The 22,204-nt window shown below is 58.9% G+C and carries 18 protein-coding genes and 1 other RNA gene; 14 read left to right on the forward strand and 5 right to left on the reverse strand.

What is annotated here, in order from left to right:
- Nucleotides 1-90 precede the first annotated feature (90 nt).
- The 5 genes from HG264_RS01595 (at nt 91) to HG264_RS01615 (ending at nt 5,536) form a co-directional block, all read left to right on the forward strand.
- The gene (locus tag HG264_RS01595; protein WP_169406017.1) at nt 91-1,047 is read left to right on the forward strand and encodes an XdhC family protein; all 957 of its coding nucleotides are present in this window, start codon (nt 91-93) and stop codon (nt 1,045-1,047) included.
- Entirely contained in the window at nt 1,040-1,705 is a 666-nt protein-coding gene (locus tag HG264_RS01600; protein ID WP_169406018.1) for a nucleotidyltransferase family protein, read from the forward strand. The genes HG264_RS01595 and HG264_RS01600 overlap by 8 nt, the downstream gene beginning before the upstream one ends.
- A gap of 128 nt (nt 1,706-1,833) precedes the next feature.
- Nucleotides 1,834-2,358 carry a (2Fe-2S)-binding protein gene (locus tag HG264_RS01605; RefSeq protein ID WP_256663873.1) on the forward strand — a complete coding sequence of 175 codons (525 nt, stop codon included), beginning with the start codon at nt 1,834-1,836 and terminating at the stop codon, nt 2,356-2,358.
- Complete coding sequence (locus HG264_RS01610; protein ID WP_169406020.1) at nt 2,355-3,341, forward strand: xanthine dehydrogenase family protein subunit M; 987 nt, start codon at nt 2,355-2,357, stop codon at nt 3,339-3,341. Before HG264_RS01605 ends, HG264_RS01610 begins: the two co-directional genes overlap by 4 nt.
- Nucleotides 3,338-5,536, forward strand: coding sequence for a xanthine dehydrogenase family protein molybdopterin-binding subunit (locus HG264_RS01615; RefSeq protein WP_169406021.1), 2,199 nt, complete (start codon nt 3,338-3,340; stop codon nt 5,534-5,536). The genes HG264_RS01610 and HG264_RS01615 overlap by 4 nt, the downstream gene beginning before the upstream one ends.
- 1 nt (nt 5,537) lies before the next feature.
- On the opposite strand, the gene HG264_RS01620 is transcribed toward HG264_RS01615, so the two are convergent.
- Nucleotides 5,538-7,283 (reverse strand): potassium/proton antiporter, encoded by a 1,746-nt coding sequence (locus HG264_RS01620; protein WP_169406022.1) that lies wholly within the window; start codon nt 7,281-7,283, stop codon nt 5,538-5,540.
- 181 nt (nt 7,284-7,464) lie between these two features.
- On the opposite strand from HG264_RS01620, the gene HG264_RS01625 reads away from it, so the two are divergent.
- Complete coding sequence (locus HG264_RS01625; protein WP_169406023.1) at nt 7,465-8,118, forward strand: thiopurine S-methyltransferase; 654 nt, start codon at nt 7,465-7,467, stop codon at nt 8,116-8,118.
- A gap of 8 nt (nt 8,119-8,126) precedes the next feature.
- Nucleotides 8,127-9,044 carry an AEC family transporter gene (locus HG264_RS01630; RefSeq protein WP_169408974.1) on the forward strand — a complete coding sequence of 306 codons (918 nt, stop codon included), beginning with the start codon at nt 8,127-8,129 and terminating at the stop codon, nt 9,042-9,044.
- A 114-nt stretch (nt 9,045-9,158) separates the two neighbouring features.
- Here the strand turns inward: HG264_RS01630 and HG264_RS01635 are convergent, their stop codons facing one another.
- On the reverse strand, nt 9,159-10,931 hold the full coding sequence (locus HG264_RS01635; protein ID WP_169406024.1) for an ATP-binding protein: 1,773 nt from the start codon (nt 10,929-10,931) through the stop codon (nt 9,159-9,161).
- Nucleotides 10,928-12,274 (reverse strand): sigma-54-dependent response regulator transcription factor AlgB, encoded by a 1,347-nt coding sequence (gene algB, locus HG264_RS01640; protein WP_169406025.1) that lies wholly within the window; start codon nt 12,272-12,274, stop codon nt 10,928-10,930. Before algB ends, HG264_RS01635 begins: the two co-directional genes overlap by 4 nt.
- A gap of 438 nt (nt 12,275-12,712) precedes the next feature.
- On the opposite strand from algB, the gene HG264_RS01645 reads away from it, so the two are divergent.
- Nucleotides 12,713-12,919 carry a hypothetical protein gene (locus tag HG264_RS01645; RefSeq protein WP_169406026.1) on the forward strand — a complete coding sequence of 69 codons (207 nt, stop codon included), beginning with the start codon at nt 12,713-12,715 and terminating at the stop codon, nt 12,917-12,919.
- A gap of 65 nt (nt 12,920-12,984) precedes the next feature.
- Nucleotides 12,985-13,152: a DUF1328 domain-containing protein gene (locus tag HG264_RS01650; RefSeq protein WP_169406027.1), complete on the forward strand. Its 168-nt coding sequence runs from the start codon at nt 12,985-12,987 to the stop codon at nt 13,150-13,152.
- Between the two features lie 10 nt (nt 13,153-13,162).
- Here the strand turns inward: HG264_RS01650 and HG264_RS01655 are convergent, their stop codons facing one another.
- Nucleotides 13,163-15,370, reverse strand: a complete 2,208-nt coding sequence (locus tag HG264_RS01655) for a glycosyltransferase (RefSeq protein ID WP_169406028.1) — start codon at nt 15,368-15,370, stop codon at nt 13,163-13,165.
- Nucleotides 15,367-16,422 (reverse strand): lysylphosphatidylglycerol synthase transmembrane domain-containing protein, encoded by a 1,056-nt coding sequence (locus tag HG264_RS01660; RefSeq protein ID WP_169406029.1) that lies wholly within the window; start codon nt 16,420-16,422, stop codon nt 15,367-15,369. Before HG264_RS01660 ends, HG264_RS01655 begins: the two co-directional genes overlap by 4 nt.
- A 256-nt stretch (nt 16,423-16,678) precedes the next feature.
- Here HG264_RS01660 and ffs point away from each other — a divergent pair.
- The 5 genes from ffs to recR all read left to right on the forward strand — a co-directional run bounded on the left by ffs (nt 16,679) and on the right by recR (nt 22,198).
- Nucleotides 16,679-16,775: signal recognition particle sRNA small type (ffs, locus tag HG264_RS01665), an RNA gene on the forward strand.
- 346 nt (nt 16,776-17,121) lie between these two features.
- Nucleotides 17,122-19,083 carry an acyltransferase family protein gene (locus tag HG264_RS01670; protein WP_169406030.1) on the forward strand — a complete coding sequence of 654 codons (1,962 nt, stop codon included), beginning with the start codon at nt 17,122-17,124 and terminating at the stop codon, nt 19,081-19,083.
- 128 nt (nt 19,084-19,211) lie between these two features.
- Nucleotides 19,212-21,230, forward strand: coding sequence for a DNA polymerase III subunit gamma/tau (gene dnaX, locus HG264_RS01675; RefSeq protein ID WP_169406031.1), 2,019 nt, complete (start codon nt 19,212-19,214; stop codon nt 21,228-21,230).
- Between the two features lie 21 nt (nt 21,231-21,251).
- On the forward strand, nt 21,252-21,578 hold the full coding sequence (locus HG264_RS01680; RefSeq protein WP_169406032.1) for a YbaB/EbfC family nucleoid-associated protein: 327 nt from the start codon (nt 21,252-21,254) through the stop codon (nt 21,576-21,578).
- Nucleotides 21,579-21,598: 20 nt separating this feature from the next.
- The gene (recR, locus tag HG264_RS01685) at nt 21,599-22,198 is read left to right on the forward strand and encodes a recombination mediator RecR (RefSeq protein ID WP_169406033.1); all 600 of its coding nucleotides are present in this window, start codon (nt 21,599-21,601) and stop codon (nt 22,196-22,198) included.
- Nucleotides 22,199-22,204 lie beyond the last annotated feature (6 nt).

Below are 22,204 nucleotides of genomic sequence, written 5' to 3' on the forward strand. Positions count from 1 at the left end.
CCCCCCTTTGAAAAAGGGGGGCGAGGGGGGATTAAGCTCTGAAGCGAACTGACACCCCAGCCTCAACGACACATTCAATTCTGGAGCAGGATGGATACGGTAGATCTTGGCGTCCTGTGTCGAGCCCGAGAGTGGCTCAGCGGCGGACACGGTGTGGTGCTTTATACGGTGATCGAAACCTGGGGCAGTGCGCCGCGCCCGGTCGGTTCGCTATTGGCACTGCGTGACGATGGCAGGGTCGAGGGCTCAGTGTCCGGCGGCTGTATCGAAGATGATCTGCTGGCCAATCCACCACAGCATGACCCACAGCAGCATTGCCGAATCATCAGTTACGGCGTCAGCAAGGAAGAATCCGCGCGCTTCGGATTACCCTGCGGCGGCACCTTGCGCCTGCTGCGTGAGCCGCTGACCGACGCGGGCTGGCTGGACGCGTTGCTTCAGCGCTGCGCTGGCCATCAACGTGTGGTGCGTGAGGTAGAACTGGCGAGCGGCGCGGTTACATTGTTTCCGGCGGGTCAGCATGAATCGCTTCAGTTCAACGGCGAAAGGCTGCGTGCGCCGTTTGGGCCGGCCTGGCGGCTGTTGTTGATCGGAGCCGGCCAGCTATCGCGCTACGCCGCAGAGCTTGCGGCCGGGCTGGGTTTCGAGGTGCTGGTCTGTGATCCGCGTGAAGGGTATCAGTATGACTGGCCTGCGCTGGGCACCCGTTTCGTCGCCGGTATGCCGGATGATGCGGTAGTGGCAATCGAGCCGGATGCGCATACCGCCGTTGTTGCCTTGACCCACGATCCGGTGCTCGACGATCTGGCACTGCTCAAGGCGCTGGAATCCGACGCCTTTTACGTGGGCGCGCTCGGTTCGCGGGTCAATAACGACAAACGCAGGACGCGGCTGGTGTCGCTCGGCCTCGCCGAATCGGCGGTGGCGCGCCTGCACGGGCCTATTGGCCTGGCCATTGGCAGCCGCACGCCAGCGGAAATCGCGTTGTCGTTAATGGCTGAAATCGTGGCCATCCGCAACGGTGTAGGCGAGCGGTTTCATGTCTAACTCCCGTCCGGGCGTATGCACCCTGGTGCTCGCCGCAGGGCAGGGGAGCCGCTTTCGTCAGGAGCAGGATGCCGACAAGCTGCTGGCGCATTGTGAGCGCGCAGCGAATTCCCGGCTTGTACTCGAATCCACCCTTGTAGCACTGCAGGCCGCTGCCGAGCAGCTTGTCATCGTCGTGCGTCAAGACAATCTCGAATTGCTCGCATGGCTTGATCGGGTCGCCATGCACTTCAGTGCAGAAATTCTTACCGTTCGTAGCGAAGGGTTGGGCCATAGCCTGGCGCAGGCGGTGAGCCAGTATCCGGCGCGCCGTGGCTGGCTGGTGGCGCTCGGTGATATGCCCTATGTCAGGCCCGATACGGCGCAGCGTGTTACCGAGGCGATTCGCCCGGAAACCCTGGTCGTTCCGGTGCACCGAGGCCAGCGCGGCCACCCACGCGGTATCGGCAGCCTTCATCGGGATGCGTTGCGCGCCCTGAAGGGTGATCGGGGCGCGCAGCAGCTGTTCACACAGCGCGATGTCGTTGAGCTGCAGGTGGACGACCCCGGTGTGTTGCTGGATATCGACCGGCCAGAAGACCTGCTCCAATGCAGCGGCGCTACGACTGCACCTGAACGATCCGCTTCATCGCGCGGTCGTACTGCACTGAAACCCTGAAAAAACGAACTCGACCCGGCACGTTGCCGGGCTTTGCGAAACGCACGGATAGCGGACTCCAACAATCTTGCTGTGAGGCTGCCATGACTGACCCCTCTGCGAACACGGATGCGACTGCCGTCTGTTCCATGACCATCAAGCTGAACGGCGAAAGCCGGACGCTGGATGTGTATCCCTGGACCACCCTGCTGGATTTGCTGCGCGAACAGCTTGACCTGACCGGTACCAAGAAAGGCTGTGACCATGGTCAGTGTGGCGCCTGCACGGTGCTGCTCAATGGCAAGCGCATCAACGCCTGCCTGACCCTGGCGATCATGCATGACGGCGCCGAGCTGACAACAGTCGAAGGCCTGGCTGGCGAAGAGGGTTTGCATCCGATGCAGTCCGCCTTTGTCACCCACGATGCGTTCCAGTGCGGGTACTGCACACCAGGGCAGATATGCTCGGCGATCGGAATGGTCGCGGAGGGCAGGGCGCAGAGCACCGATGATATCCGTGAGCAGATGAGCGGCAACCTGTGCCGCTGCGGTGCCTACCCCAATATTCTCGCGGCGATCGAGGCGGCCATGCCGGAAACGCGCAAACGGGTCGGCGTATTCGAGGCGGGTGGGTCAGCAGACGGGCACGACGGTGTGCGGGAGGTAAAGCCATGAATCCGTTCAGCTATGCACGCCCCACCCGCATCGACGAAGCCATCAGTCTGTTCGGTCCGCAAAGCCGCTATATAGCTGGCGGGACCAACTTGCTGGATCTGATGAAGGAAAACGTCGAGCGACCCAAACAGCTGATCGATATCACCGGTCTGCCTATGAATTCCATCGAGGAAACGGCTGACGGCGGTGTGCGGATCGGTGCGCTGGTCAGCAATGCTGATCTGGCCTGGCATGCGCTGATTGAACGGCGCTACCCGCTGTTGTCGCAGGCGATACTGGCAGGTGCCTCGCCGCAGCTGCGCAATATGGCCAGCACCGGCGGCAATCTGCTGCAGCGCACCCGTTGTTACTACTTCTATGACAGCACAGTGCCCTGCAATAAGCGCGAGCCGGGTAGCGGCTGTCCGGCGCGAACCGGGTTAAACAGAATTCACGCGATTCTTGGCCACAGCGAACAGTGCATTGCGGTGCACCCTTCAGACATGTGCGTGGCGTTGGCGGCGCTTGACGCAGTGGTCCATGTCACGGGCCCGCAGGGTGAGCGCCGTGTGGACTTCCGCGACTTTCACCGGCTTCCCGGTGACGAACCAGAGCGTGACAACACACTTGCGGAGGGTGAGTTGATCACTGCTATTGAGTTGCCAGCGGCCGGTTACGCTGAACACAGCGCGTATCTCAAATTGCGTGATCGCGCTTCCTATGCCTTCGCGCTGGTGTCGGTCGCAGCCGCCCTGGAAATAGACGGCGGAGTAATTCGCTCGGCACGAATCGCCCTGGGCGGCGTGGCGCATAAACCCTGGCGTGACCAGGCAGCTGAAGCGTCGCTGATCGGCGAGGCGGCCGAGCCACCCGCCTTCGACAGGGCCGCGCACCTGCTGTTACAGGGTGCTAGCGGTTTTGAACACAACAGTTTCAAGATCGAACTGGCACGTCGGGCGATCAAACGCGCCCTGGCCGAAGCAGCAAGGGGGACAGCAGCATGAATCATTCACCCGTAGGGCAGCCGCTGGACCGGGTCGATGGTCCGAAGAAGGTCACCGGCCAGGCGCGCTATGCCGCCGAGTTTCCCGAGGCGGGCTTGCTGTATGGCAGTGTGGTCAACAGCAGCATCGCCAAAGGCCGGATAATTCGCATCGATGCGAGCGCCGCCGAAGCGGTGCCCGGAGTGGCGCTGGTACTGACCCATGAGAATCGCCCGCCAGTAGCCAGCTACGACGAACCCTATGAGGACGATGACGCGGGCGATGGCTCACCCTTTCGCCCGCTCTATAACGACCGCATCCTGTACAGCGGCCAACCGGTGGCGCTGGTGGTGGCGGATAATCTCGAGCTGGCGCGGTATGCCGGCAGTCTCGTTGAAATTGAATATGCCTCTGAACCGCACCACACCGATCTGCGATCACGATTGGATACCGCGCATGAGCCGGATGTTGACCTGCCGCCGGCCCGCGGCGATGCGGCTCGGGCATTAGGCGAGGCGGATATCAGGCTGGATCTGGAATACAGCACGCCGGTGGAGCATCACAATCCTATGGAGCCGCATGCGTCCACCGTTCACTACCTGTCCGGCGGACAGCTGGAGATACACGACAAGACCCAGGGCGTTCAGAATTGCATGCGTTATCTGGAGGGCGTGTTCGGCATGGAGGGCAAGATCCGGGTGCTGTCGCCCTTCACCGGCGGCGCCTTCGGCTCTGGCTTGCGCCCGCAATATCAACTGGTGCTGGCGGCAATGGCGGCGCTGAAACTGAAACGTTCCGTACGTGTTGCGCTCAAGCGCCAGCAGATGTTCACCTTCGGTTACCGGCCACGCACCGTTCAGCGACTCAGTGTCGGTGCGGACCGCAGTGGCCGGCTGCAGGCACTGACTCATCATGCGATCGGGCAGACCTCTACCTTCGAGGATTTCACCGAACACGAGGTCGAGTGGACAGGCATGTTATATGACTGCCCTAACGTAAAGCTGGGTTATCAGCTGGTGCCGCTTGATGTGTACACGCCGTTGGATATGCGCGCCCCGGGTGCGGCAATTGGTGTCTATGCGCTGGAATGCGCGATGGATGAACTGGCCTACGCGGCCGGCGTCGATCCGCTGCAGTTACGACTGATCAATTACAGCGAGCGCAACCAGAACCAGGACAAACCCTACTCGAGCAAGGCGCTGCGTGAATGCTATGAGCAGGGCGCCGAGCGTTTTGGCTGGTCGCAGCGCTCGCCCGAACCGCGCAGCATGCGCGAGGGCAACCAGTTGATTGGCTGGGGTATGGCGACCGGTGTATGGGAAGCCCTGCAGATGCCCGCCAGCGCCAAGGCGCGTTTGTGCGCGGACGGCAAGTTGGTGGTCAGCAGCGCCACTGCCGATATCGGTACCGGTACCTACACGGTCATGACCCAGATCGCGGCTTCGGCACTGGGCTTGCCCATGGAGCGGGTGGATTTTCAGCTGGGTGACTCCAGCCTGTCGACCGCTCCGCTTGAAGGCGGCTCGGCCACGGTGTCATCGGTCGGCAGTGCGGTGCAGCAAGCATGCGCCGGCCTCAAACAGAAACTGCTGGATGCCGTGCAGCAGATGCCTGCCTCGGCATTCGCCGGTGCGCGGCTCGAGGATGTGGAATTCGTCGACGGGAACATGACGTTGAAGGCCGATCCGCAGCAGAGCATTGAGCTCCAGGCAATCATCTCTGCCGTGGGTGAGCAGGAGGCCGAAGCGAATGTCGAGCCCGGTGAGGAGCGCGACAACTACGCCACCGCCACCCATTCGGCTGTTTTCATCGAGGTGAAGGTTGACGAGGCACTGGGGACCGTCAAGATCAGCCGGGCCGTCAGCGCCATCGCTGCGGGACGAGTGATCAATCCCAAAACGGCCGGCAACCAGATCGTGGGCGGCGTGATCTGGGGTATCGGCATGGCCTTGCATGAAGAGACACAGATGGATCACAACCTGGGCCGCTTCATGAATCACAATCTGTCGGAATACCACATTCCGGTAAACGCTGACATTGGCGAGATCGACGTGTTGTTCGTCGAGGAGCATGACGACGTGGTCAATCAGCTCGGCTCCAAGGGCGTCGGCGAAATCGGCATAGTTGGCGTGGCGGCGGCGGTGGCGAACGCCATTTTCCACGCCACTGGCAAGCGGGTGAGGGAGTTGCCCATCACCCTCGATAAGTTGCTCTAGACTAGAACCCCAGCGGCGGCCTGCCCGGGCCGTCGCGCAGCTTGAGGCCAATCTTCAGGACCCTGTCCTGCTCTACAGCAGCGACCACCCAGGTGTGGTCCTGCCACTCAACGGTGTCGCCCACAACAGGGTGGCCACCCTGTTGTTTGCTGAAAAACGCGGACAGGGTCATCTCGGCGATGTCCGGGTCAACCCTGAAACCATAGAAAGCGCCCACGTCGTCAAGTCGGGCGTCGCCCTCCAGAATGAAGTCCCCGAAGAACTGCCGGTTCTCCAGATAGCTGGGCGTCCGGGTCTGGCTGAACAACTTGGACAGGGTAGGCAGATCCCGCGGCCTGCCGATCACACACAAGACGTCATTCAACGCCAGGCGGGTACTGCCGGTTGGGTGTAACAAGTGCTTGCCGCGAAACAGCGCGGCGATGCGCGTGTTGTCAGGCATCTTCAACGCCCGAAGTGGAATCCCGACGCACCAGTTGGCGTTGTCCAACTGATAGATCAGAAGCTCGTAGTTGTTGTTGACCGCGATATCCAGGCTGGTGCGTTGCAGTGGCGCGGGCTCTGGCGGGATCTCTACCCGGCAGAGCCGCGCTGCTATCGGCAGCGTGGACCCCTGCAGCAACAGTGACACCAGCACCACCACAAACGCCAGATTGAATAACAGCTGCGCCTGTTCCAGCCCCGCCATCAAGGGAAATATCGCCAGGATGATCGGTACCGCGCCGCGCAGCCCCACCCAGCTGATGAACAGCCGCTCACGCCAGGAAAATACGAAGGGGATAAGACACACGAGGACGGCAATCGGCCGTGCCACCAGGATCAGGAACATGGCGATAAACATGGCTGGCCAGGCCACGGGGAGCATTTCGCTCGGCGTGACCAGCAGGCCGAGCATCAAGAACATCCCGATCTGGCTGAGCCATGCCATGCCGTCCTGCACGTGCAGGATGTTCTGCAGGTTTCGTACTCGCCGGTTGCCGATTACCACTCCCGCGAGAAAAATGGCCAGGAAGCCGCTGCCGCCGATATGGTTGGTCACGCCAAATACCAGAATGGCACCACTGGTAATCAACAGCGGATAAAGACCCGTCGCCAAATTCACCTTGTTGACCAGCCAGGCCAGCACGGCTCCGCCTATGACGCCGCACAGGCCGCCTATGCCGAATTGCTTGATCAACAGCAGGGCGAAGGACCAGTCGAAGCTGTCCTGGCCTGTACGCAGCATTTCGATCAGGGTGATGGTCAGGAATATCGCCATCGGGTCGTTGGAACCTGACTCGATTTCCAGCGTCGCACCGACTCGCTGTTTCAGGTTGAGACCCTTGCCCTGCAGCAGTGAGAACACCGCAGCGGCATCTGTCGAGCCAACGATCGCCCCCAACAACAAGCCCTGTAGCCAGTGCAGTTCGAGTAACCAGGTTGTCAGTAAACCCGTCAGCACCGCACTGATCAGAACGCCAAGGCTGGCCAGGGAGACAGCAGGCCATAGCGCCACGCGAAAATTCTCTACCCGGGTCCGCATACCGCCATCGAGGAGGATAATTGCCAGCGCCAGGCTGCCGATCAGATAGGCAGTGTCTATATTGTCAAAGACGATTCCGCCTGGGCCATCGACGCCGGCGAGCATGCCGATGACCAGGAAGATCAGCAGCAGGGGGATTCCCAGGCGGGAAGACAGTGAACTGGCAAGGATGCTCGCGCCGATTAACACCGCGCCGACTATGAAAAGGGTGTTGATGTAGTCCATCTGGGGCAGGTCCGTCACTGTCGTGAGTTGCGCGAGCCACTATACCCCGTTGCCGGGCCGTTACGACGTCAGAGCGCAAAAAAAATCTGCTGTATAGTCATGGCATTGCAATCGGTATTTAAGAATGCTGCGAGCGCATCGGTGTAAGTGAATCGCGGCTATGGGAACGAGGGGAGGCGTGATGGACGCGGATTTCTGGCAGGAACGTTGGGAACGGGGCGAGACGGGATTTCACAAGGCGGACATCAATCCGCTGCTGAGCCGCTGGTGGTCTTCGCTTGAGCTGCCTTCGGGCGCCGAGGTGCTGGTGCCCTTGTGCGGCAAGAGTCTGGACATGATCTGGCTTGCCCGTCAGGGGCACCACGTTATTGGCGTCGAGCTTGCGCGCACGGCACTCGAGGCCTTTGCTGGAGAAGCGGGCATCACGCTGCAATGGCAGGCGTCCGGTCCGTTCAGCGCGGCACAGGTGCAGCCGTACCGGTTCTATTGTGGTGATTACTTTGCTCTGCGTGAAGAACAGGTCGCAGCGGTCGCAGGCGTATATGACCGGGCAGCGCTGATCGCTCTGCCAGAGCCCATGCGCGCCGACTACGTCGAGCATATGCGGCGCATTCTGCCTGCAGGCTGGAAGATGCTGCTGGTAACGCTGGATTACCCCCAGCATGAGCGCGCCGGTCCACCCTTTGCGGTAACCGATAATGAAGTCCGCAGATTGTTTGACGGTTGCGAGATCCGTTTGCTGGAGGACCAACCCGTGCTCGAAGCGCACCAGGTATTCAAGCAGCAGGGCATGACCTGCTTGAACGAGCGTGTCTATCTGATCAGCCAGGGCTGACGATCGTGCTGGCTGCGGTTGTGGGGTTGTTTTATACGCTGCTGCCGCTGTATGTGACGGTCGCTTTGGGCTGGATTGCTGGCCGCTATCTCCAGGCAAGCGGCAGGCATATCGCGGGCATCATGTTGTATATCGTTACGCCGTCAGTGGTGTTTTCCGGTGTGATGAGCGCGCCTTTGAGCCTCGAGGTAGTGCTGCTGCCGTTTCTGGTGCTGGGTTTCTGTTCCATCATCGGCATTGGTCATCTGGTTATCGCGCGACGGGTACTGACCGATGGCAGCGCCAGCCTGATCCCGCTTTCAGTCGGTACCGGCAACACCGGGTATTTTGGCGTGCCTGCGGCGTTGCTGCTGTTCGGCGAACAGGGCTTGGCCCTGTATATCGTTTGTATGCTGGGTACGACGCTTTACGAAAGTTCGGTGGGCTTTTATCTCGCAGCACGTGGACGGTTTGGCGTGCGCGACTGCCTGATCAAGGTGTCTAGGCTGCCCTCGCTGTACGCGTTTTTCCTGGCTGTGCTGCTTAACCTGAGTCAGGTCGAGATTCCGCTGACCTTCGTGCCCCTGTTCGACAATCTGCGCGGTGCATACAGCGTGTTCGGCATGATGATTATCGGCATGAGTATTCTCAGTTTTCAGGGCCTGGCGGGGAATGTTCGTTTCACCGCATTGGCGTTCTTCGGCAAGTTCATCGCCTGGCCTGCGCTGGCGCTGTGTTTCTGGTGGGTCGATAGCCAATTCCTGCACATCTACGATATGGCTGCGTACCAGGCAGTGCTGCTCATATCCTTTACGCCCATTGCAGCCAATACCGTAGTCATTGCCAATCTTCTCGACATCGCGCCGCAGCAGGTTGCAGGCACTGCTCTGCTGAGCACTCTGTTCGCCTTGGTGTATATCCCGTTTATGGTGTCCTGGCTGCTGTGAGTTTTCCTGAAGCGGTCGAACAGTCACCGGGCTCGACGGAGTGCGCGCCGACACGCCAGCGTGGCTGGCGTGTCGGTAGGCCTGGCTGCTGGACGCCGCCGCGCGCCGTGGCGCTCAGAGCGGCAGAGCCAGGTAGAACTGGGCGCCTTGTTCGGGTCGTGAATGCACGCCGATGTGGCCGCCGTGCAGCTGCACGATTTCCTTGCACAATGCCAATCCCAGCCCGGCGCCGCCTTTCTTGCGGCCAACCTGCACGAAGGGTTCGAACACGCGGGCCTGCTGGCTATAGGGAATGCCTTCGCCGTCGTCCTTGACGCTGATGATGACCCGCTCGCCCTGTCGCCACGCCTGCAGGGTGATGCAGCCACAGGTCTTGCTGTGTCTGAGCGCATTGCCAATCAGGTTGTCCAGCACGCGTTCGATCTGCAGGCGATCCATGGGTACGTGGGGCAGCGGCTCGGGGATATCCACCTCAAGCTCCACGTTATACTCCTCCACCTGAGCCGCGTTACGTTGGCGGGTGTGTTCAAGCAGTTCGGCAACGTCACAGGGGTGTAGCTCGATCTTCTGCACGCCATTCTGATAGCGCGAGAAATTCAGCAGATCGTTGATCAGCTTGACCAGCCGGCGCATCTCCTGGTCAACGGTTTGCACCAGCTCCTGTTGGCGCGGCCCGACCTCCCGGAGCTGTTCCTGCAGCAGCGAAAACGCCATGTGCATGCCGGTAACCGGGGTCCGCAGTTCGTGGGATGCTCGCAGGACGAATTCACTGCGTACCCGCTCAAAGGCGCGTTGTTCAGTCACGTCGCGCATCACCATTACCGCACCCTGAATCTGCCCGTGCTGCTGGCCGAATGCAGCCAGACTGTAGGCCAGCAGGCGCGTCTCACCGTTGGCTTCAATGCACAGGTCTTCAATTGCATGGTCAAGCAGCCCGGCGTTGAGGACCTGATTGAGTTGTTCGTCGAGCTCGGGCTTGTTTAACGCAGCGCCCGGGCTTAAGCCGATGTGCTCGCTGTCCCAGTCAAGCTGACGCTGGGCAACCGGATTGAAATGTTCCACCCGGCCGTCACGGCCAATGATCAACAGCCCGTCGTTGATACTGTCGAGTACCGCGCGCAAGCGTCGCTGCTCGGACTGCAGCGCCTCGAAATCGCTGTGCTTGAACTCGCGCAGGGCCTCGGCCATGCTGCCGAAGCGGCGGCTCAGGGCGGAAAGTTCGGCAATAGGGGAGATCGGCAGGATCACCTTGAAATCGCCACGACCGATCTGGTCAGCCGCTTCGGCAAGCGCTTCAATCGGCCGGCCGAATCGGTGTGCGATGCTGTGCGCGGTAATGAAACCGATCAGCAGCACCGCAAGACCGATTAGCCCCAGCAGCGAGGCCATCAGCCAGGCGCGGTCCCTGGAGCGGGTTTCAGCGCGCTCTACATCCGATAGATAGTGCGCCTGTACGCGGTTGATGCGTTGTCGAAGCGTAGCCAGCGCCTGGCTAAATTCGTCAGTGCTCAGCAGGGCTTGCCTGGCACCAACGGGGCGGTCCATGAGTTCGCTGAAGTATTCGTAGCTGTGGGCGATCTCCTCGACTTCAATCTTGTCGGCTTCATCCATCGCGCTTTGACGTGCCAGCTCGAGTGATTGCCGGAAAGCTTCGTCTGCGGCCCTGATTGCTTCGGGCTCGGCGTCGTCGGACACCATCAGCACGGTCTGATTACCGACCTGCTCATGCATGTTCATCGTTGCATGGATGAATCCGATATTGCGGGTCATTGCCTGCGTCTGGGCCTTGGTCAGCTGCAGAACACCGAAAATACCCAGAAGCAGGCCCAGCAGAGCAACCGTCAGCAGTGCACTGGTACTCAGGAAAAGGCGGCTACGCAGATTCATAGATCCAGTTGCTTACGCTTGCGGTAGAGCGTAGAGGCGTCGATGCCGAGTGTTTTCGCGGCCTGCTCAAGCGTCGAGCTGTTGGCCAGTACCGCAGCGATATGCGCTCGCTCCAGTTCAACCAGGCTCATGTCGGCGCCGATACGCGGTGCGCTGCTGGCAGCCGGCTCCGCTAATCCGAGGTGGCTCAGTTGCACCAGGTCTTCACCGCAGATGATGGTCGCCCGTTCGATGACGTTACGTAGTTCACGGATATTTCCCGGCCACTTATAGGCAAGGAGCGCCTGCCTGGCCTGCTCGCTGAAATTCTTCGCAGGGCGGGCATATTCGTTAACGAAGTGCGCGAGGAATCTGTCTGCCAGATCCAGAATATCCTCGGGACGCTCGCGTAGCGGCAGCAGGGTGATGGTGATCACATTGAGCCGGTAGTAAAGGTCCTCGCGGAACTGACCGTTTTGCACCATCTCCGACAGGTCAAGATTGGTGGCAGCGAGAATCCGTACGTTGGCATGCCGGGTAACCGGATCACCGATGCGCTCATATTCCTTGTCCTGGATAAAGCGTAGCAACTTCGGTTGAATGGCCAGCGGGAAATCACCCACCTCATCGAGGAACAGGGTGCCGCCGTCAGCCTGGCTGACGCGGCCTAGCGTGCTTTCGTTGGCACCGGTAAATGCCCCACGGGTATGACCGAACAGTTCGCTTTCCATCAAGTCGCCGGTCAGGGACGGGCAGTTGATCGTGACGAAAGCCTTCTCGGCGCGCTTGCTCCAACCGTGTATCGCTCTGGCAAGCTCGCCCTTACCGGTTCCGGATTCACCAAGGATGAGGATGTTGGCGTCCGTGGTAGCCACCTGGCGGGCGGTTTCGATGATCCCCATCATCGCGGGACAGCGTGAGGTGACGCTGTCGCTACGTTTGCGCACTTCGCCTTCGAGTGCTTCCAGACGCGCAGCCAGCTGGCGCACTTCAAGCTGCTTGGCGGCGGCCAGACGTAGCTGATCAGGGCTGCATGGTTTGACCAGATAATCAGTCGCGCCGGCATGCATTGCGTTAACAGCTGAATCGACAGCTGAATGCGCGGTAACGATCACCACGCGCATCCAGGGCGCCTGTATACGCATATGAGCCAGGACATCCAGCCCATTATCTTCACCGAGTCGCAAATCGAGGAAACAAAGGTCGAACACCTGTTGCTGGATCACTGCTTCAGCCTGCGCCGCGCTGCTGGCGGTGATGACCTGGTAACCCTCGTCTTCCAGGCAGTACCGGAAGGTGCGAAGGATTGCTGCCTCGTCATCTACAAGAAGAATACGTCCGCTTTTCTGTTCCATCGTCTCCATTGTTCCTGTTCGGGCCGGCTATCTAATGGCGAGCATAGAGCGATCATGCAATCTGCACGGCGACTCGATGGGGATCATGCATGCTGCATGCTGGCCTTGTGTATATACCCACCTAAGCCATTGATTTCATTGTAGTTAAAACAGATCAAAAGATGGCATGCATATTGCCAATATAACTATAAGTTCATCCTAAAAACGTCGTCCGGCTCGTTTCCAGGCGCAGCACACAAGGATTCGATTCGCCGACAGACGAAGGATGTTACATCAGATGGGGCGTGAAGGAACCCGCTTGTTGTATCGGATTGAGAATCCACAGGAGCACCGCTTTCAGGGCGATGAGCCCGCGATAGAGCGATTGGAGCCAGCGAGTGGTTCGCAGATACCAGGCATTTGCCCAGGTCAGGACTGGTTACCTGACCAGGCAGGAGGAGAATGAGAATGAAACAGCGTGATTGGGGGATTTTACTGCTGGGCAAAGGTCTTTTTGCCAGCGCTGCTCTGTTGGTGATGTTGGGAGCCGAAACCAGTGCGAGCACACAGCAGCCGCAGGCTTCGACGCTTTCTCAACAGATTGTCTATTCGCGGCCGGCATCAGCCACCAGCGAGATGCCGGAGCAGACGACCGGACCGCGTTGGGTATTCTAGCTGTCAGGCTCATCTCACCAATCGAGCAGGCGCGCTGGATCGCCGCGTCGACGCAAGGAGCAAGAATGCTAAGTTGGGCTGTCGCCTTCATGGTAATTGCCATTGTTGCCGCTGTGCTGGGTTTTGGCGGCATAGCAGGGACTGCAACCGGTATCGCCAAGATACTTTTTGTGGTGTTTCTGGCGATGTTTGTCCTCGCCTTTGTAGCCAGCGTTCGTCCGCGTCGGCCGTGACTCTGACGGATCAGGTGCGGGCCAGAATTTCGGCGTAAATGCTTTTAACTTCCCGGGCGAAACGCTCTACGGAATAGTCCTGGGCAAAATCCCGGGCGTTAATACCCAGACGACTGCGCAGCGTTTCGTCCTGTATCAGCTCATCCACCCTGGCAACCCATGCGGACTGACTGCCAGCGGTCTTGTAGCCATTGAAGCCCTCTCTGATGACATCATCGGTGCCGCTGGAGCGCACAGCTACCACGGCCAATCCCGCCGCCATCGCCTCGAGCAATACCATGCCTTGCGTTTCAGACTTGGACGTAAAAACGAACAGGTCGCCAAGACGGTAATAAAGCGGCATCTGAGCGGGGGCTACGCTGCCTAACAGGGTCACGGCCCCGCTCAGGTCAAGGTCGTCGATGCGTTGCTGGAGACGAGCGCGCTGATGTCCGTCGCCAATAATCAGCAGCCGGAATGCGCGTTTACTGGTTCGTTTGAGTGCTGCGGCAGCATCCATCATGAAATCCAGATTCTTCTCGTTGGACAGGCGCGACACCGTCACCAGTACGACCTCGTCTGTGATTCCGAATTGTTTACGCAGCTCGCGGACATTCTCCGGTGCCGTTTGTAGAAAACGCTGATACTCGATGCCGGTCGGCTGGACATAGGTAGGTGTCTTGACGCCTATCATCCTCAAGTATTCTTCCGCCGAGTAGGTCGGCACGATAATCCCATCGCACTTGTTGGCGAAACGTTTGATCAATGCATGCGAGATGAAATTGCGGAACAGGCCGCCAGGCAACGGGACGAAGTGTGCGTAGTGCTCGAGGCGGGTGTGGTAGGTGTACACCACCGGAACTCCCAGTCGCTTGCCCAGGTACAAACCAAGCGAGCCGACCCATATAGGATGGTGCACATGGATGATGTCCGGCCTGAATGCCTGTAAGTGACGGCGCACGCGGGGCAGGAAGATATTGGCCAGCCTGAAGTCGCCCGGTTTGCCAAAGGCCAGCAGCGAGGGCAATCGCAGTGTGTCCTGCTCATCATCAGGCTGGTCGCGGTAGCGCGGAGCAACCAGCAATACCTTGTTGCCGAGGTCCCGAAGACCCAGGCGTAGCCGCTCGATGGAAATAGGCACGCCACCAATGAACGGAAGGTAGTTATTGGTGAACATGGCTACGCGCAGGGGCTTGTCGAGCCAGGGCGCCGGGTTGATATCGAAATCCCGGTAGTAATTGCGCTCCGTAAAGAGCAGCAGGTACAAGCGGATGGCGATCAGGCTCAATAGCGATACGAGCAGCAGGAAATTGACAAAGCCGACGTAAAACAGTGAATAAAAGAAGAACCACAGGCTTTCGATAGTGGCCCAGAAAGGGTGCTGGCCGGTGACCAGCGGTACGAGCCGGGTCTCGACTGATTCGGGTGTTACCGTTACTTCAACGTAGTGGTGGAAGCTATCGGAGTCATTGAGTATGAGTCCGCCGGCACCCCCGGTTGTTATGAAGCGCGTCCCATCGCGGACCTGCTCGGAAAACACGGGCAGGTTGGCCGAGAACACGACATCAACCTCATATCGGCGGAACAGCTCCAACAACTCCGCGCGGAACGCATCGGGTTGTAGGTAATCGTCGTCACGCACGAAAAACCGGTTTCGTTCTATCGGCAGCAGGGGGTGGCCGGTAAACACCAGGGTATGCATGGCATCGCTCTGTTCGAGCAGGTCACCAAGCCAATGCAGCTGCCAGCGGTAGGGGGTCTTGCCCGTGCTGTCGAGGAAGATGAGTCGGGTGTTGGCGGCACGCACGGAATACAGGTGCGGCCCGAAATCTTCGTAGAAGCGGAAGCTTCCGAAGTTGGAATATTCATTGGCGCCGAAGGTCAGCAGAAAAGGCATCTCGAGTTTCTCGAGTGTGCCATGCAGGGAACGGTACTTGTCTTCGCCGCCGCTGCTGACAGCGTTTCCGGCAGACACCATGAAGTCCAGTCCTGACTGATTCAGCTCGGGTATGAATGTCCGCTCGAAAATTCCCACCGAATTATTCATGTTGCCGACCACGGCGAAGCTAAAGCGGTCGCGGTCCTGCAGCCGCGCGTCTATGTCCAGCAATTGCTCGGTATGAACCGCTTCGACGTCGGGCTTGTACAGCGCCAGATAGATTTTGTAGCTGACCAATATCAGAAGTGTCAGAACGTTTACGTAAAACAGGGCCTTGAGTCGAATATTGCGGCGCTTCATGAAAGCCCTTTGCGGCTGAGTTCCCGTTGCATGACCAATAGCCCTACAACCATACCCAGATAAATCGTAAGCACCCGCCAACCGATAGTGACCAGTACCAGGTGGTTGGCCCCCAGGATAGTGCTGAAAAAGCTGCCAAAGAGCCCTTCCGATATGCCGGACGCCCCTGGAGTGGGCGCAAAGTACATGACGAAGGTGGTTACCACTAACAGGCCGATGGTAACCAGATAGTCGACATCGTAACCCAGTGCAAAGATCAGCAGGGCAGGGAAGCTGAAGAGACTGAGTAGAAAAACGAAAGTGGAGAGGATGGAAAGCAACACGTTGCGTTTGGAGCCGCGCATATAAACGCTGAAGGAGTGCGAGAAGCGCAGCATTTCCCTGCGTACCTTGTACTGCCAATGGCGATGTCGTGCTTCCTTGAGCAGGCCGAGGCTATGTGCTCGGCGCAGTACGGCGCTGATCGGAAGAATCAGCAGCCGCGTCCGCAATAACAGAATGGCGAAGAAGCTCAGATAAGCGATGATCATCACCGCCAACAGGCCACCCACCCGGCTGATGATGGTCTGATTATTCAGGTGGTCGAGCGTCAGCAGGAAGATTGGCGTCAGCCCGAAAATGAAGATCACCGCCAGGATGGTCCGTATGGTCGTGGCTGCGGTGGCGGTGCCCAGGCGGACCCCGTGCCGGCGCAGATACCAGATCTGCGCCACGCCCCCGCCAGTTGCCATTGGCGTTATATTCGAGAAGAAGATATTCACGAAAACCAATCGGAACACCTCTTTCAGCGCGATTTGTTGATCCAGTGCCTTCAGGGTGTAATACAGGCGGAGCGCATCGGACAGATAGTAAGTGCCGAGCAGGCCAGCCACCGCAAGCAACGTCTGCCAACTGACCAGCCTGAAATCAAAGGTCAGGCTGGTATCCGGGACCTGAAGATAGATAGCCCAGATGCCCAGGCCACTCAGGCATATAAAAAGCAGGCTTAGCCCCACCAGACGTTTGGCTGAAGTATCCGGCAGGTTGTCGCGCGCTTGGCGTGGGTCGGGCATTAAGATCCTGTAGTCATTCGCCGGGCTTGATTCTACCGGCTTCGGTGTATTGGGTTCTCTGGGCCATGATAACGCGGGCAGAGGCTCCCGCGAGACCTCCCAGCTCGGCCTGTCTGGCGAAGCGATGAGCGAGAACGAGTTTGAGGGGCCTGATTAGCAGAGGTTCCGTGGTATCGGTGGAGACTGCGGGTTGTAAGTTCCGGCCAACCCGTTACAATAGCGCGGCCCGTCAAGCACGGGCACGCTATGGTGGTCCTGTCGGTCCCCTCGCAATGATTCGCCGTGAACCTGGTCAGGCCCGGAAGGGAGCAGCCACAGCGGTTATATCGTGTGCCGGGGTGTGGCTGGCAGGGCCGCCACCCATAGCCTTCTCCGATCTTCTTCCTCTCCTTTGTTTTTCTCCGATGGTCATTTGGTACCTGGTTGTCACTTCGCGACCGACCTGTTTCACAGGCTTAGAACCTAAGCGTCTTTGACATTGCTTCTTAAGAAACCATCAAGCTAACCTCTCAGCCTTATCGTCTGAACCGATGGCTTACGGGACGGGTCAATACTTTGTAACGTTTTGTTGATTCCAGGCGGGGACACCCCCTTAAAGGACGAAGAAGATGACTATCTCTCCACCATAGTTGCTCTTGCACTCTCGAATAAATCACCTGTTTGAGATGGTCGCCTTTGGTTAAGTGGCGGGAGATAGCTGTGGAATTCAGAAGAGATATAAACGGTCTTCGGGCCGTAGCAGTCGTACTGGTAGTGCTGTTTCATTTCGGCTTGCTTGGCATGGGAGGCGGGTTCATCGGGGTCGACGTATTTTTCGTCATTTCCGGTTTTCTGATGACCGGCATCATTTATTCCCGGATGGAAAAGAACACTTTTACCATCCCGCGCTTTTATCTCGATCGTTGTCGTCGCATTGTCCCAGCGCTAGCCTTCGTCTGTCTGTTTTTGCTTATCGTAGGCTGGTTCCTGCTATTACCTCGTGATTACGAGGCGCTGGGCAAGGAAGTACTCGGGAGCCTGGCTTTTATATCCAATATCCTGTTCTGGAAGCAGGCCGGCTATTTCGAGCAGGCCTCGCACGATCAGTGGTTGCTGCACACCTGGTCGCTTTCCGTTGAATGGCAGTTCTATCTCATTTATCCGGTACTCATCGTCGCGCTGCGCCAAGTGGTTTCAGCTTCCAATACCCGATGGTTTCTGTGGGCGCTGGCCCTGTTTTCCTTCGCATTATCGGTATACGCCTCCGGGAAATGGCCGACCTCCGCGTTCTTCCTGCTACCCACGCGCATGTGGGAAATGCTCGCAGGCAGTCTGATCTATCTGTATCCCCTGACGGTGGGCAGGCGTACCGGCAAAACGATGGAAGTCGCCGGGTTGGGCATCATCGTTGTATGCGCAATAAGCTTCAGCGGCAGCACTCAGTGGCCGGGATGGTTGGCCGCACTGCCGGTGTTCGGAGCGGTGCTGGTAATCGCATCTTCCCAGAGCGAATCACTGATCACCGGCAACCCTGTGGCGCAGTTTCTCGGCAAGACTTCCTACTCTCTGTATCTATGGCACTGGCCGATAGCGGTATGGTTGTATTATTTCGGCCTTGAGCACGACATGCGCTGGGTGCTATTCGCGGTCGGAGCCTCTGTGGTCGCCGGCTGGCTGTCCTTCACCTTTATCGAGGGGATGGCGGGCAAGAAACCACGCTACGCCCCGGCATTGAAGCCCCGTGCAATAATCGGCGCGCCGGTGGCCGCTGCTTGCGCTCTGGCTTCCATTACCTTTGTCGCGAACGGATTTCCTGACCGGATGAGCGAGGAGTTCAGGCGCACTACAGCAGATCTGGTAATGCCCTGGAAACAGAGTGGATGGTGCTTTCACAGCGTCGAAACCTTCCCCGAATTGGAGGTAGGTAAAGCCGGGTTGGGCTGTGAACTGGGGGATCGATCAGCCCGCGTGAACGGTCTGCTGTTCGGTGATTCCTTTGCGGGACATTACGATCCTTTCTGGGATGATATTGGCCAGCACATATCGATGAAAATCGATTCGGTCTCGACCGACTGGTGTTACCCGAGCCTGACCGGAGAATATACCGGCCCCTATACCGGGCGTGGTTATCAGCAGTGCCTCTACAACCGGAAATATCTGGTGGATAATCTGGCGGACTATGATTTCGTGGTCTTCGCCGGTCAGTGGGGCGCGGTCCACGCCAAGCAGCAGATGCAGGGCGTATTTGATGCCATTGCCATGGCAGCGGAAAAATCCGAGCTGGTGATCCTTATGCCGGCGCCGACCAACTTTGATGTCAACGTCAAGAACATGTATCAACGCAGCCTGTTGTTCGATACTTCGTTTGATATCTCACGCTTTCACAAGCAACGGGACGAGTCGGCGAGGGCTGCCAATCAGGCGCTGTCCGAGCTCGCTTCGCAGTTTGCCAATGTGCTGTACTTTGACCGGGACGCCTTGTTCCACGTGGACGGCGTACCGTCTGATGTGACGCGTGACAATATTCCCTTCAGCCTGGATGAGTCGGGTCATATCAGCGTCTATGGCGCGAAAATGGCCGCCCGCGCTTTCCGCCAATCCAGCCTGTTCGCAGAGTTCGCGGACATGGCCACCGGCGGTAGGCCGAGCGAAATACCGGAAAGACGCTACGTTGGAAAATGAACATCATCGGGATCGGCAAATGACGGCCGTTGGTTGAGATCCAGGCGGCGGCCGCGTCTCGCATTGTCGGTCGGCTTTGGTTAAAGTACCGGATTGCCCCAACGATCAGAGCGGACTGCAGATACCCGATGAGTTACCAGGTTTTAGCCCGAAAATGGCGTCCGCGCCTGTTCCGCGAAATGGTCGGCCAGACCCACGTGTTACAGGCACTGATCAACGCTCTGGACCATGATCGCCTGCACCATGCCTATCTCTTTACGGGTACCCGTGGTGTCGGTAAAACCACAGTCGCACGCATTCTCGCCAAGTGTCTTAATTGCGAATCGGGAGTCAGTTCAGAACCCTGTGGCGTCTGCTCGGCCTGTAAGGAAATCGACGATGGTCGCTTCGTTGACCTGATCGAAGTGGACGCAGCCAGTCGCACCAAGGTCGAGGACACCCGCGAGCTGCTCGACAATGTCCAGTACGCTCCGTCGCGCGGTCGATACAAGGTCTATCTGATTGACGAAGTGCATATGCTGTCCAGCCACAGCTTCAACGCCCTGTTGAAAACGCTGGAAGAGCCGCCTGCTCACGTCAAATTCCTCCTGGCTACCACCGATCCGCAAAAGCTGCCGGTCACCATCCTTTCGCGCTGTCTGCAGTTCTCCCTGAAGAATATGCTGCCCGAGAAAGTCGTCGAGCATCTTCGCTTCGTTCTGGGGGAGGAAAATATTCCTTTTGACGAGGAGTCGTTGTGGCTGCTCGGTCGCGCAGCTGACGGTTCGATGCGCGATGGCCTGAGCCTGACCGACCAGGCTATCGCCTTTGGCAACGGTGCGCTGCGTGTTGCCGAGGTGCGCAACATGCTGGGTACCATCGATCATAGCCAGGTGTTCGGTCTGCTCGAAACTCTGGCTCGAAGTGATGCGAAGGCATCGCTGGCCCTGGTGGCCGAGCTGGCGGAGCAGGGCGCCGATTTTGCCGGCGTGTTGGCCGAGCTGATTTCTACGCTGCAGCGTCTCGCTGTAGCCCAGGTCGTACCCGAAGCCATTGATAACAGTCTCGGCGACCAGCACCGGGTCGTTGAGCTTGCCGGACAGATCAGCGCGGAGGATGTTCAGCTGTTCTATCAGTTGGCATTGCACGGCCGGAGAGATTTGCCCCTGTCCCCCGATCCCCGGGGCGGCTTTGAGATGGCTTTGCTTCGCATGATGGCTTTCAAACCCGGCACGCTGAGTGATGCGGCCGCGCCGCCACAGGCTGCTCCCTCGTCGGGAAAGTTGCCGGGGTTCAGCCAGGCCAGGGCTGAACCCGAAACGGGCAGGCCAGCCGCTACCGAGGCTGTCATTCAGACCGATGCGCCGACAGCTTCCATCGACACCGCGCCGCTTGAATCGTCTGGAGCTGCGCAGACACCGCCCGCGCCGGTTATGCCCAGTCGCGAAGCAAAAGCCGTTGCGGCAGCATCGCAGCCGGATGTCTCGGCATCGACCGCTCACCCGGCCACTCCCGCACCTGCCACAGAGCAGACCGCATCGCCGGTAGCCAGCCGGCCGCTGAAAAGCGGTACGCCGGTCAAGCCGCCTTATGAAGAGGCGCCGGCTGAATGGCAGCATATTCCGCCAGCGGACGATGCTGCGGAGCGGGACGATTACGATGACGAGGAACAACTGGACGTCGGTCAGTATCTGAATGATTGGCAGGTTGCAGAAGAGGCGGGTGCAACCACCGAAGCCGCTGCCGAACCTGATGAGGTCAGCGATCTGCCGCCCGCAACCGGTGTAGCCGCCCAATGGCTGGACATCTTTACATCGCTGCGACTCAGCGGCCTGACCCAGAGCATAGCTGCGCATTGCCAGCTGATAGCTTGCGAGCCAGACGCTTGGTCACTGCATCTGGACCCGGGGCACAGCGCGCTATACAACGAAAATCATCGGCTCCGCATCGAGCAGGCGGTATCAGACCATGTCGGTACGCCGGTGGCGATAATGATAGAAGTGGCGGCGCCCAGCCAGGAGACGCCGGCAATAGCCGCAGCCCGGCGTAAGGTGGCGCGACAGAAGGAGGCCGAGGCCAGCATTCAGACCGATCCGTTGGTGCAGAGCCTGGTACGTGAATTCGCGGCGCAGATATGCGATGACAGTATTCGCCCGCTTGATGCTTAGAAAACTAATGAGGACGCGATCATGATGAAAGGTGGAATGGCAGGCCTGATGAAACAGGCTCAGGAAATGCAGGAAAAAATGCAGAAGATGCAGGAAGAGCTGGCCAATGCTGAAGTCACCGGTCAGTCCGGGGCGGGACTGGTTTCGGTGGTGATGAACGGTCGCCATGATGTGCGTCGGGTCAGCATCGACGACAGCCTGCTGACTGAAGACAAGGAAGTGCTTGAGGACCTGATTGCTGCGGCGTTCAACGACGCCGTGCGCAAGCTTGAAGCCCAGAGCAAGGAAAAGATGGCTGGCATGACCTCGGGCATGAATTTGCCTGACGGTTTCAAAATGCCATTCTGACGTAACCAGCAAGGATTTCGATGAGCTTCAGTCCCCTGATTCGCCAGTTGATCGATGCCCTGCGAGGATTGCCGGGCGTCGGTCCAAAAACAGCCCAGCGTATGGCGCTGAACATGCTCGAGCGAGACCGCAGCGTCGCACGCCATCTTGCCCATGCTCTGGAGGCAGCGATGGATGGGGTGGGTTATTGCTCGCGATGCCGCATGCTGAGCGAGACGGAGATCTGTTCGCTGTGTTCGGATCCGCGGCGTGATGACGGCCTGCTATGCATTTTGCAAAGTCCGGCCGACGTCTGGGCTATCGAGCAGGCCGGCGGCTTCAACGGCCGCTATTTCGTTCTGAAGGGACACTTGTCGCCGATAGACGGGCAAGGGCCGGAGGAAATCGGTATTCCAGCGCTGCTCGAGGCGCTGGAAGGCAGGGAAGTGATCGAAGCGATACTGGCCACCAACCCCACCGTAGAGGGCGAGGCGACCGCTCATTACATTGCGGGAATGCTGAAGCCCAGGGGTATTCGTGTCTCACGGCTGGCTCACGGCATTCCGTTAGGGGGCGAGCTGGAATTCATTGATGGCGGCACGCTGGCGCACGCGCTTGCGGGGCGTACACCAGTCGCCTGATCTATA

This window comes from Pseudomonas sp. gcc21 (assembly GCF_012844345.1).
GTDB lineage: Bacteria > Pseudomonadota > Gammaproteobacteria > Pseudomonadales > Pseudomonadaceae > Halopseudomonas.

Bases quoted from the DNA above. Each gene is read 5' to 3' on its own strand.
- HG264_RS01650 (WP_169406027.1), top strand. From the start codon at position 12,985: ATGCTAAGTTGGGCTGTCGCCTTCATGGTAATTGCCATTGTTGCCGCT.
- dnaX (WP_169406031.1), top strand. From the start codon at position 19,212: ATGAGTTACCAGGTTTTAGCCCGAAAATGGCGTCCGCGCCTGTTCCGC.
- HG264_RS01625 (WP_169406023.1), top strand. From the start codon at position 7,465: ATGGACGCGGATTTCTGGCAGGAACGTTGGGAACGGGGCGAGACGGGA.
- HG264_RS01680 (WP_169406032.1), top strand. From the start codon at position 21,252: ATGATGAAAGGTGGAATGGCAGGCCTGATGAAACAGGCTCAGGAAATG.
- HG264_RS01655 (WP_169406028.1), bottom strand. From the start codon at position 15,370: ATGAAGCGCCGCAATATTCGACTCAAGGCCCTGTTTTACGTAAACGTT.
- HG264_RS01610 (WP_169406020.1), top strand. From the start codon at position 2,355: ATGAATCCGTTCAGCTATGCACGCCCCACCCGCATCGACGAAGCCATC.
- HG264_RS01660 (WP_169406029.1), bottom strand. From the start codon at position 16,422: ATGCCCGACCCACGCCAAGCGCGCGACAACCTGCCGGATACTTCAGCC.
- HG264_RS01595 (WP_169406017.1), top strand. From the start codon at position 91: ATGGATACGGTAGATCTTGGCGTCCTGTGTCGAGCCCGAGAGTGGCTC.
- recR (WP_169406033.1), top strand. From the start codon at position 21,599: ATGAGCTTCAGTCCCCTGATTCGCCAGTTGATCGATGCCCTGCGAGGA.
- HG264_RS01605 (WP_256663873.1), top strand. From the start codon at position 1,834: ATGACCATCAAGCTGAACGGCGAAAGCCGGACGCTGGATGTGTATCCC.
- HG264_RS01600 (WP_169406018.1), top strand. From the start codon at position 1,040: ATGTCTAACTCCCGTCCGGGCGTATGCACCCTGGTGCTCGCCGCAGGG.
- HG264_RS01615 (WP_169406021.1), top strand. From the start codon at position 3,338: ATGAATCATTCACCCGTAGGGCAGCCGCTGGACCGGGTCGATGGTCCG.
- HG264_RS01635 (WP_169406024.1), bottom strand. From the start codon at position 10,931: ATGAATCTGCGTAGCCGCCTTTTCCTGAGTACCAGTGCACTGCTGACG.
- algB (WP_169406025.1), bottom strand. From the start codon at position 12,274: ATGGAGACGATGGAACAGAAAAGCGGACGTATTCTTCTTGTAGATGAC.
- HG264_RS01620 (WP_169406022.1), bottom strand. From the start codon at position 7,283: ATGGACTACATCAACACCCTTTTCATAGTCGGCGCGGTGTTAATCGGC.
- HG264_RS01645 (WP_169406026.1), top strand. From the start codon at position 12,713: ATGAAACAGCGTGATTGGGGGATTTTACTGCTGGGCAAAGGTCTTTTT.